This window comes from Paenibacillus chibensis, from assembly GCF_004001045.1.
Lineage (GTDB): Bacteria > Bacillota > Bacilli > Paenibacillales > Paenibacillaceae > Paenibacillus_AQ > Paenibacillus_AQ chibensis.
The window spans coordinates 24,113-34,109 of sequence record NZ_BIMK01000046.1 but is presented as its reverse complement, the minus strand read 5'-3'; the positions used below and the strand labels follow the sequence as shown (position 1 = coordinate 34,109).

Below are 9,997 nucleotides of genomic sequence, written 5' to 3'. Positions count from 1 at the left end.
ACATGTTTTCTGCATATTTCCAGAAGTTTCTCGTTCTTTTCCTTCTCATTCTGAAGCGCCTGCTTAACTTTTTCATACCGATTCTCAAGCAATCTTTTACCGCTTGGTCTGGTTGACGTTTCGATTGCAGTAGCTGCAATTTTTTCTGCCCCTTTTTCAATTTCCATCTGCAGCAAAATGGCTTGATCACAGCGTTCCTTAAGATCAGGACGATTATAGATCGTCTTTCGCTCAATGCCAGCTTTTTTAGCAATCGCTGATATGGACAGTTTTTTCTTTCCTTTTCGGAGGTTTGTTATTGCTTGTTCGATACGCTCCAGTGTAACGAGTTTATTTTCTTTAGAAGGGTCACTCATGCCATTCCCTCCCATTCGATTGGTGTGATATTGTAATCTGAATGATTATCAATTCCGGAATAATTCACCTGGGTTTCCAACTCATCAATAATTCCTACGAGGTATTTTTCAATTGTCTTTAACTTGTTCTCATAAGGACCTCCAGCAGGTGCAGATGCCAATTCGCTACGAATTTTTTTCAACCGGCCTTTATGAACTTCAAGAAAGTCCGGAGTAGTCAAAAAATTGCGGCATCCTAAACATACCCCGTCGCCTTCACAAGGTTCATTTCGCATTGGATGGTGAAGACAAAGTCCATGTGACAAAATTTGAATCTTATGCGCTTTACGCAATTTATCAACTTGTTCGATGGTCTTTCCTTTGAATGGGTTAATTACTTTAAGTTTTTCTTTTATTTGAAGAGCCTGCTTACCAACAAGAACTGCGCCTTCATTGAATACTTTCGCGAACTTGTTCCTTACATCCTCTTGAAGCAGGTGTGTATAGTGCTGTGTACCTCTAATGGACTTATGATTTAACAATTTCCGTATGGTTTCCAGAGAGGCCCCGCCTTTTAAAGCATACGTAGCGCAAGCGTGGCGGAATGTATGAGATGAAAAATCAGCAATATCTCCATTTTTATATCGGAGATTGTGTTTTTGAAGCCAGGGTCTTAGAAAATTCTTTGACCAATTTGCATGGGAAACTATACACACGGGATATCCTTTGACATTACGTATTCGATTAAGAAATAAATACGGTAAGCCCGATTCTTTTCTTAACGGATCCGTGTATTTTTCAACTTTCGTAATGGCTTGTACGACAAGGGCATTCGCTGGTTTATACACCCTCGTAGGTTCGGCTTGCAGTTTACCGGTGTTGTATACTAATTTTGTTTCTCCGCCAATTGGCTCAATGGAGGCATTATACATCGTAATGATTTCGCTAATGCGAAGTCCAAGCTGCAATCCAACTACTACGCTAGCTGCAACAAGTATATTTTCGTCCATATCTAAATCACTTACTGCTTTACGCAATATCCGATCGATCAACTGTTCGTCCGATATTTTATCAATGTTTACTTGCTCTGCTTGCTTGGCATCCTTCTTTAACGCTTTGTTATTAATAATGAGCTCATTGTACATGCCCTGAACAAATCGAACATCTTTTGGAACATCCCAGCCTTTAATATTTCCCTTTAATAAGATTTCTTTTAACGCCAATGCACTTTTCTTGATTGAAACAGAGCTTATTGACTGACCACTTGTCTCGCTTTTCGCTTCAGGCAAATACGTAAAATACGTCTCCAATAAACTCTGATCAATTTCTGAAAACGACTCCACTTCCGGCGCATATTCTTTTATAAATTTAGAAAATCGAACAACACCGTCTAAATTTCGTTTGGCAGTTGAAAACTTGCCCGTGGTTAACTCATGATGCATAAACCATTTTATTACTTCTAGCATTTTGGGCTTATCAACAACAAATTCAAAATCAATCATAAGCCTCTTGCCAGACAAATGCTCTACATTAATAAATCCGTTAAAATCCCATACATTGTCTGAGAATTTACTATTACCGCAGCGGAAATCTAATTGGGGTATTAGGGGGTTGTAATCAAACAATTGAAGCTTTATACTTTCAACCACTCAGCATCGCCTCCAAACGCCCTATAATCGTTTCTAAGGCGTATTCAACAGTCTCAAGATGATTCGTACCGATGTACTCCTGAGCCATATATGCCTCTCTGTTGGCTCTGAGACGATCCAAATGGTCTTTATGAATTGGTAAGTGTTCGGGAGTCGTGATAAACTTAGGACAGATCACGCACATATTAAATTTAGAGCATATCTTGCCCTCATTATTTATCGGCTTCTGACAAGCCCCATCAGGCAATGAAGCAGACAATAGCGTTTCCGTGTCGATTTTTTTTCCTTCTCCTATTTCCTTCTCACTGATTTCCTTGACTATCAAGCCGATAAATCCAAGCTTTTTATATTCGCTTTCAATTTTTGGATCTTTGACCTTTGCATATAAACTTGTAGAGTGTAATGATTCATGACCAAGATATTCTTGAATTTCAAACATACTCATACCCTTGTTTAGCATGTCCGTTCCAAGCGTATGCCTAAATGCGTGAAAGGTTAATGGGTATAATTCGCCATCGTTATCTCTGATATCATGCTTTTTGACAAACCGATAAAGTTTATCTCGAAATATTTTTTGGAGCAGTCTGGCATACCGTATATTCCGTTTTTGCCAGTAAAGACAAATGTAGTTTGTTGCAAGTTCTTTCCTGGCCACTTCTGAGTATTGTTCAAGTAGTTGAACTGCCCGTTTGACTCGATTTGATACGGGGATATATCTGTCAGCCTTATTTTTCGGAGAGAAAACATACAATACGGGTTTTCCTGTAAAATCTTCAGTTATACACCCCTCGGTTAGGTCCAAAACCTCTGAAAGCCTGATTCCCGAATCGATGCCGATCTCCACAATAGACTTCAAGAGGATGTTTTTCTCCTTTTTTAAAGCTATTTCAATCTGTTCCATTACATTATCGGGTATATACCTTGTCCTTAAAACATCATCTTGCTTAAGTGCTTGGTACTCATCTCCATCAAAAACCTGTCCCTCCGGAAAACCATCATACTCAAAAAACTGCCCATGTTCTATTACCCATTTTAGTGCAGACATAGCAACCGATCTTGTAGAGTTTGCTAATTGAATCTGTTGTAAATAATAAATATACATTTGAGTGATTTGGTGCGATAAATCGGCATAATCCATAATTTTCAAGTTGTATTCTTTCAGGAATTCAAAGAACCGTTTCAATGAATAATTATATCGATACAGTGTTTCGACACTCGGCTTCCCTAGACTCATGCATTCAATTGTTATTTGCTTATGTATTTTCTTGAACCATTTATTTGGCAAATATGAAAATTCAAAAGATAATTTATCACCATAACTCGATTGATACGGAACCTCCCATCTATCAGTTTTTGTATCAACTGTTGAAATATACGCTCTACTCAATTCAACTCCGCGCTCCTTCTCTGACGCATGAAGCTTTCATATGCCGTTGTTTTCGCTTCAAGCGACAAATGTTGATACTTACTCGTAGACTTAACATCATTATGACCTAACCTATCTTGGACATAACGCATATCAAATCCCGATTCGGTGAGTTCGGTTCCATGGGTGTGCCTAAGCATGTGAGAAGTGCATTTAATACCCACTTGTTCAGATAGCTTATTGAAGAGCTTTGTTATCGTATCGCGGATCATATATTGGCCAGGGCTGGTTTCATGATTCACAAATATCGTAAGATGTTTTCCATCATCAGGGCGATGATACAAGATATAATCCTCTATGGCAAAGACAATATCTCTGCTGACGGGTATTTCCCTTTCTAGTGATTTGATGTTGTGGTCTTTATGGTATAGTGGATCATGCTCTTTTACCTTTATAACCCCAACTTTTGTTTGAATCTCATAATCACCTATACGAAGACCTAGTGCCTCACTAATCCGGCAACCCGTTTCATAAAGAAATCTGAACAATAACTGATTTCGGGCATTCAAGCTCTCATCTGACTGTAACATCTCAAGTCCTTGATAGAGCTTTTCAACCTGTTCCCGAGTCAAACGCTTACCCTTAACTGATTTTTTCTCTTTAACTCGGAAGAAATTAAAACCCATATCTTTAAGACTAACTTTCTGAACTAGGAAATGTCTGTTTTTTGAATCATCTTTATAAGTTAATGGGTTCTCCGTCACAAAGCCCCCAATCACTTCATAATATCGATAAAATGAGGCTATTGTTGCCATATACTTATTCTTTGTCTTTGCAGATTTCTCTTTGTCCGTCTTTCCGACTTTCGTTTTCAAATACTCAAGCCAAGAAAACATATCCGCTTTCCTAACCTCGTAAAATTTAAGCCCCACTTCGTTTAACCAAGTGAAATATTCCTTTAAGTCTCTACTATAACCTTCGATTGTGTTCTCAGAGTGCCCCTTCTCTTCTAAATAGTGAAGAAACAATGTTATTTCCTCGACAATGTTGTAGTCCTCATCCACAACTACTACATTTCGTTTTCCGGCCTCATTGAGAGTTTTTTCAATTTTCAGATTGCCCATATTCATCACCACCGAGATCAATCCTATATGATGTTTAGCCAATGTTTTCCCACTTTTACCGATCTTGAGTGTGTATATCATCCATCATCTATTATTATAGAGTTAATTGTCAATTATCATAGTTGAGTTCCGGAGTAAACTCAAGAAACAAAAGGAACGATTCGCACATGCAATGCTCTTCCGCCGCGGGTTCAATGAACTCTTTTGTGCTACCATAGAAAAAGGTGTGTTGCCATAAGGCCAACACACCTTTTTCCTAGATATTATCCGTTGTGTACGGAAGCAACGCTACCGCCCTAGCACGTTTAATTGCAACTGTTAATGCACGTTGATATTTTGCGCTTGTTCCAGTCACACGGCGAGGAAGAATCTTCCCACGTTCGCTAATGAACTTTTTAAGAACTTCCGTATTTTTGTAATCAATATGAGTAATTTTATTGACTGTAAAGTAGCAAACTTTTCTACGTTTACCTTTGCCACCTCTACGTGGAGCAAACTTTCTTTCACCACGTTCTTCGTCATTTCTTTGTGCAAATGCCATTGTTATTTTCTCGTTCCCTTCATTATGCATATTGGTCAAACGTAATAAGCTTTCTCTGGCTATCCCCTAGTTCAAAGTTGGGTGTGGATAAGTCTTACGACTTACCCACACCCAACTTCTCACTACGGGGCTGCACCCACATCTTGAAATAAGGATGGTCATCATCACTAGACTACATTGACTGTCATAACATATTACACATTTTACTCAACATCGTGCGATCTTAATAAACCGTGGATGCTGGTCGTAAATGAAGATTACCATTACACAGTTAAAATGCTTTAAAACCCCTTGATTTTACTGAGGTCTTAAAGCATTTTCTTGCTCTCAGATGTTACGCTCTCTAAAATGGCAAATCATCATCCGAAATATCTATCGGTTTTCCGTCATCGGAAAAAGGATCTTGATTGGAATTGTTCCGGGAGTAATTATTATTCCCGCGGTTTCCGCCTCCAAAAGAGGACTCTTCACGCGGAGCTTGACCACCGCCGCTGCCACCGCCATCGCGGTTCGACTCCAGGAAACGTACGTTATCGGCAATGACTTCGGTGACGTATACACGTTTACCTTCGTTATTCTCGTAATTCCGTACCTGGATGCGACCTTCAACGGCCGTTAAACGGCCCTTGCGCAAGTAGTTTGCACAGGTCTCAGCTAGCTGTCTCCAAGTCACCACTGGAATAAAATCCGCTTCCCGCTCTCCGCCCTGCGACGTAAACGGTCTGTCTACAGCCAGCGTGAACTGCGTTACCGCAACTCCGGCAGGAGTATAGCGAAGCTCAGGATCCTTGGTTAAACGGCCAATCAAAATTACACGGTTCAACAATCTAATCCCCTCCTTCGAACGAATTCATCACTTACGCCAAAAGCTTGGGTCTTAAGCAACGTCAAGAGTAATGAGATAACGAATAACTTCGTCAGAAATTTTCATGATACGCTCAAGCTCGGCAACGACTTCAGGTGTTGCACTGAAGTTTACCAGAACAAAAGTGCCATCACGGAATTTTTTGATCTCATACGCAAGACGGCGTTTGCCCATCACTTCATGCTTCGTGATTTCTCCACCGTTGGAGATGATGCCTTGGAATTTTTCGACTGCAGCTTGAACAGCTTCTTGTTCAATGTCCGGACGAATAATGTACATCACTTCATATTTGCGCATAACTTTCACCTCCTTATGGACTTCGGCCCCTGATCGCGTCAGGAGCAAGGAGCGAGCCTAAACTCGCACCATATTAATATAACAAATTGTCATATGAGATGCAAGCCGTTGCCTGCTGCATATTTCATCCTATTCCGAATCCTCCATTTCAATAGATACCGCTGGAGATTCAGTGCTGCTACCGTCTTTGTTGGAGACCTGGAGACCTGTAAATCCGGCAGCCTTTTATTGGCATGCAAAATTTTTATATGATACGGCGGGATGGGTAAACACTACAAGGGCAGTCCATTCTGATGTACAAGGAGGCTTACGAACAATGGGTGAACAAACCGAATTCGAGCCGGGAGATAAAGCGCCTAACCCGGGAGTATATATGGAGGTCGGTGAAGCCAGCTTCCATACTGAAATTCAAGATCCGAAGATGATTACGCTGGAGCGGGGCGAGACCTTTCCGGAGACCACGAACAAAGACCGGAAGTGGAAAAAGAAAAGCAAAGCAAAGGTCCATTAATTTTTATTTAACCCATGCATAAATCCGTGCAGACTGCAGATAATACAATCAGACGGTTACGAGAGAGGTGTGGTTCCGTTGGGCCTAAGCTGCGTAACAAATCACTGGAAGTCAGAAACAGCATCACATTAAAGAAGCGGAGGGACGTGCCAAAGACATTCTGTCTGGAGCAATCCCGGATTGCTCCTCGGCTTATCCAAAGTTTTCATTGACGTGTTTGTTGTAGAACGAATTCCTAAATCCAAAAGTTACCGTCTGCCAAACAGGAGGACCTTCGGGTCTTCCTTTGGTTTGTGACTCCGTTTGATGTCCATACATAGCAAAAAACCTCTGGCGATGACGGGCCAAAGGTTTTGTCCAATTGCGTTATTCTATGAAGTATATTTGATGAAAAAGGGAATGTGGCGGAAAGAGAGGGATTCGAACCCTCGCACGCCTTGCGACGCCTAACTGATTTCGAGTCAGCCCCCTTGGACCTCTTGGGTACCTTTCCGCAGCAAGATTGATTATATCACAGCTTTACAAAGTATGCAAGACTAGCTCTGCAAATTTTGCGGATTACCCTCTTCTCCCTCAGCGGCCTTCGATCTCAGTACTTTTTTCATGTTTTTTTCGAATTTAGCGCGGGGGATCAGCACACTATGCTGGCATCCAACACATTTGATCCGAATATCCATGCCCATGCGGATGATTTCCATTTCATTGCTTCCACAGGGATGGTTTTTTTTCATTTGGACAATGTCGCCCAGTTGAAATACCTTGCGTTCCATAGCCTACTCTCCTCCTTGTTCTTCTTGCGTTGCCGACAGCTCCGCGAGCGCCTGCTTCTGCGCCTCTTCAAATTCCATCGCCTGTTTAATGTTCTCCAGTATGGTCCGTTCAACTTCGGACCGCATATTCGGCACGCATTGTGCCACGATGCGAATGACATATTCGCTCGTCGACATGGACTGGATTCCCAACACATCCGGTACGGCAATGACATTGCCATCCCGCTCCTGGAGACCCGCCAGCGCCTGCTTGATCAGACTGACTGTATCTTCCAGTGCCCGCTCATTTTTCACAGGCAAATCCACCATGGCCAAAGCATTCGAGAATGAATAATTCGTTACGCTCGTTATCATGCCGTTCGGTAGGATATACGTTTCGCCATTCATGCTCACGATCCGCGTGGAGCGAAGCCCGATCAGCTCTACCGTCCCTTTATATGTTCCGGTCTGAATGACATCTCCTACCGCGAATTGGTCTTCAAGAATGATAAAAAACCCGGTGATCACGTCTTTAACAAGGCTTTGCGCGCCGAAACCAACCGCTAATCCGAGCACGCTGGCTCCAGCCAGCAGCGGACCCAGATGAAAGTTGAACTCCGATAAAATCAGCAGCACCATCACAAAATTGCAGGTAACCGAGGTCACGTTTTTCAGCAGCTCGGCGACGGTCGCAAAGCGGCGCGGATTCGTATTGATCCGGCTCTGTTCCCGGTGGAATAACGCACGGTCTATGAGCTTGGCAACCACGCGAATAATGATCCGGGTCGCGATAAAGAGAATGATGATCCGGATCCCCGAGAACATAATTTTTGTCCACATATCCACATCGGTAAACCAGTTCCACACCTTATCACTGAATTTCACGGCTTCACCCACAGCCTGACCCATTTGTCCATCATCTGTCAGCCCGTATGGACTCAACATCTCATCTACCTCCGATCTCTAAATAAAATGAACTTCAGATTCATCTCGCTTCTCCAGAAAATCATCATCAGGAGAAAGCTTCGCTATTTCTTTCGTCCAATTTATTTTAGATGCTTATGTATCTATCATGGTTGTCTTTGTAGTAGATTCCTCTGATCTCCACACGCTCCTGCGTGATGATTCGCTGAACGGATTCAAGCTCCTCTCTTGGAAATTGTATGGATAAAGCGCAGCCCGCCGTAATCGTTTTGGGCGTAGGAAAAAGATCTATTTCAATGTCCGCGTACTCCAGCAGCATTTCCGCCCGCAACGCCTGCTGCGTCGAGTCGAAGGCCATCACCATCCACGTTTCCATTCTTCTGCCTGCCTTCCGCTCAAATAAATTGCTTGTCCCCAGGAAGTATAAAAACATGCAGCCATCCATATACTAGATACTACCAATCGCATTTGAAAGGAAGATTCTATGACACAGCTGCCTAACCCTTCCCAGCAACAGCAGCTTTCATGCTTAAAAATACCACATACAGACCCTGAAATCCATTCTGCCATTATTCATCGTCTTTTGTTCTACCTTTCTCAAGCCGAAGAGAAACAACAGGTGATCATCGTCTGCATCGGAACCGACCGTTCGACCGGAGATTGTCTGGGTCCGTTGGTCGGTACGGCTCTTGCACGATACAAAAGCCCCTGGTTTCATCTGTTCGGCACGCTGGAGGAGCCTGTCCATGCCGTCAACCTCCAGGAAACTTTATCGTCCATCTATGCCCTGTATGACAATCCTTTTGTCATTGGCATTGATGCGTGCCTGGGACAGTCTGCCAGCGTAGGCTGTATTCAGGTTGCAAGCGGTCCCCTGAAGCCCGGCGCAGGTGTACATAAAGAATTGCCGCCGGTTGGCGATATCCATTTGACGGGTATCGTTAATGTCGGCGGCTTCATGGAATATTTCGTACTGCAAAACACGCGGTTAAGTCTGGTTGTCCGTTTATCTGAAATTATTGCGTCCAGCCTCCACTCCGCCATTCAGGAATGGAAAACCCGTGCTACCCTTGTTGCAAAGCTAGATTAATGGCCTCCACTTCTTCCGGAGACAACGCATACTTCGATTCGCCGGCCGCAAGCGGCTTGGCATATACATAGGAGCTGTCACGGCTGTAAAGAGCCGAAATGACAACTCCATTTTTCTTTTCATCGACAATGGCAAGCGAGAAGCTCAGATCGCTTCCTTGATCGCTGAATGCATTGTAACGTTTCATGCCGATTTGGCCTTTCACCTGCTGCAGCTTGGCGAGAAGCACTCCGAGAGATTGGCGTTGCTGCTCCTGCTCATCCTCGATGCTGTCCATCTGCACTTTCAAATCGATGAGCAGCGTTTCGAGGTTCTCCACTCCACTGCCTTCCATCATCAAATCATATTTACGGCGCATCTTCCGGAGCTTTGCACCTTGTGTTAGCACCATAACGAGCAAGATCAAAATGAGGAGTATTACCCCGCCGACAAACCACTGCAGCTGTTCCATGATTAAACTATTCAAGTCCGACATTGCTGTTCATTCCTTTTCCTCATTCTTGATCATACCGGCTATTTCTTATTTTCGCTGACCCACGACAACTT

Annotated in this window: 13 protein-coding genes and 1 tRNA gene; 2 read left to right on the top strand and 12 right to left on the bottom strand. The window is 43.0% G+C overall.

All coding sequences use genetic code 11. From position 1 onward, the window contains the following. The 7 genes from PCH05_RS25555 to rpsF all read right to left on the bottom strand — a co-directional run. A partial coding sequence (locus PCH05_RS25555; protein ID WP_127607277.1) for a DUF6262 family protein occupies nucleotides 1-356 on the bottom strand: 356 nt, incomplete at its 3' end. Further along, the gene (locus PCH05_RS25550) at nucleotides 353-1,984 is read right to left on the bottom strand and encodes a tyrosine-type recombinase/integrase (protein WP_127607275.1); all 1,632 of its coding nucleotides are present in this window, start codon (nucleotides 1,982-1,984) and stop codon (nucleotides 353-355) included. The genes PCH05_RS25555 and PCH05_RS25550, both read right to left, overlap by 4 nt. Continuing rightward, a complete protein-coding gene (locus tag PCH05_RS25545; RefSeq protein ID WP_127607273.1) occupies nucleotides 1,977-3,371 on the bottom strand; it encodes a tyrosine-type recombinase/integrase in 1,395 nt (464 codons plus the stop codon). The genes PCH05_RS25550 and PCH05_RS25545 overlap by 8 nt, the downstream gene beginning before the upstream one ends. After that, a complete protein-coding gene (locus PCH05_RS25540; RefSeq protein WP_246049951.1) occupies nucleotides 3,368-4,516 on the bottom strand; it encodes a tyrosine-type recombinase/integrase in 1,149 nt (382 codons plus the stop codon). The genes PCH05_RS25545 and PCH05_RS25540 overlap by 4 nt, the downstream gene beginning before the upstream one ends. A gap of 214 nt (nucleotides 4,517-4,730) precedes the next feature. Next, complete coding sequence (rpsR, locus tag PCH05_RS25535; RefSeq protein ID WP_023559051.1) at nucleotides 4,731-5,015, bottom strand: 30S ribosomal protein S18; 285 nt, start codon at nucleotides 5,013-5,015, stop codon at nucleotides 4,731-4,733. Nucleotides 5,016-5,358: 343 nt separating this feature from the next. Further along, nucleotides 5,359-5,841 (bottom strand): single-stranded DNA-binding protein, encoded by a 483-nt coding sequence (ssb, locus tag PCH05_RS25530; protein ID WP_127607271.1) that lies wholly within the window; start codon nucleotides 5,839-5,841, stop codon nucleotides 5,359-5,361. Between the two features lie 51 nt (nucleotides 5,842-5,892). Beyond that, on the bottom strand, nucleotides 5,893-6,177 hold the full coding sequence (rpsF, locus tag PCH05_RS25525; protein WP_127607269.1) for a 30S ribosomal protein S6: 285 nt from the start codon (nucleotides 6,175-6,177) through the stop codon (nucleotides 5,893-5,895). Nucleotides 6,178-6,493: 316 nt separating this feature from the next. On the opposite strand from rpsF, the gene PCH05_RS25520 reads away from it, so the two are divergent. Beyond that, complete coding sequence (locus PCH05_RS25520; protein WP_127607267.1) at nucleotides 6,494-6,688, top strand: YjzC family protein; 195 nt, start codon at nucleotides 6,494-6,496, stop codon at nucleotides 6,686-6,688. 402 nt (nucleotides 6,689-7,090) lie between these two features. Here the strand turns inward: PCH05_RS25520 and PCH05_RS25515 are convergent. From PCH05_RS25515 to PCH05_RS25500, 4 genes are all read right to left on the bottom strand, one after another. After that, a tRNA-Ser gene (locus PCH05_RS25515) sits at nucleotides 7,091-7,181 on the bottom strand. Between the two features lie 43 nt (nucleotides 7,182-7,224). Further along, on the bottom strand, nucleotides 7,225-7,458 hold the full coding sequence (locus tag PCH05_RS25510; RefSeq protein ID WP_127607265.1) for a DUF951 domain-containing protein: 234 nt from the start codon (nucleotides 7,456-7,458) through the stop codon (nucleotides 7,225-7,227). 3 nt (nucleotides 7,459-7,461) lie between these two features. Further along, nucleotides 7,462-8,382 (bottom strand): mechanosensitive ion channel family protein, encoded by a 921-nt coding sequence (locus PCH05_RS25505; RefSeq protein ID WP_127607263.1) that lies wholly within the window; start codon nucleotides 8,380-8,382, stop codon nucleotides 7,462-7,464. Nucleotides 8,383-8,488: 106 nt separating this feature from the next. After that, complete coding sequence (locus PCH05_RS25500) at nucleotides 8,489-8,737, bottom strand: putative Se/S carrier protein (RefSeq protein ID WP_127607261.1); 249 nt, start codon at nucleotides 8,735-8,737, stop codon at nucleotides 8,489-8,491. Nucleotides 8,738-8,845: 108 nt separating this feature from the next. Here PCH05_RS25500 and yyaC point away from each other — a divergent pair, with 108 nt between their 5' ends. Continuing rightward, nucleotides 8,846-9,451, top strand: a complete 606-nt coding sequence (gene yyaC, locus PCH05_RS25495; protein WP_127607259.1) for a spore protease YyaC — start codon at nucleotides 8,846-8,848, stop codon at nucleotides 9,449-9,451. Here yyaC and PCH05_RS25490 read toward each other — a convergent pair. Further along, entirely contained in the window at nucleotides 9,426-9,926 is a 501-nt protein-coding gene (locus PCH05_RS25490; protein WP_127607257.1) for a DUF4446 family protein, read from the bottom strand. The genes yyaC and PCH05_RS25490 overlap by 26 nt on opposite strands. Nucleotides 9,927-9,997 lie beyond the last annotated feature (71 nt).

Coding starts and splice junctions, on each gene's coding strand:
- rpsR (WP_023559051.1), bottom strand. CDS start 5,015: ATGGCATTTGCACAAAGAAATGACGAAGAACGTGGTGAAAGAAAGTTT.
- rpsF (WP_127607269.1), bottom strand. CDS start 6,177: ATGCGCAAATATGAAGTGATGTACATTATTCGTCCGGACATTGAACAA.
- PCH05_RS25520 (WP_127607267.1), top strand. CDS start 6,494: ATGGGTGAACAAACCGAATTCGAGCCGGGAGATAAAGCGCCTAACCCG.
- PCH05_RS25510 (WP_127607265.1), bottom strand. CDS start 7,458: ATGGAACGCAAGGTATTTCAACTGGGCGACATTGTCCAAATGAAAAAA.
- PCH05_RS25505 (WP_127607263.1), bottom strand. CDS start 8,382: ATGTTGAGTCCATACGGGCTGACAGATGATGGACAAATGGGTCAGGCT.
- PCH05_RS25500 (WP_127607261.1), bottom strand. CDS start 8,737: ATGGAAACGTGGATGGTGATGGCCTTCGACTCGACGCAGCAGGCGTTG.
- yyaC (WP_127607259.1), top strand. CDS start 8,846: ATGACACAGCTGCCTAACCCTTCCCAGCAACAGCAGCTTTCATGCTTA.
- PCH05_RS25490 (WP_127607257.1), bottom strand. CDS start 9,926: ATGTCGGACTTGAATAGTTTAATCATGGAACAGCTGCAGTGGTTTGTC.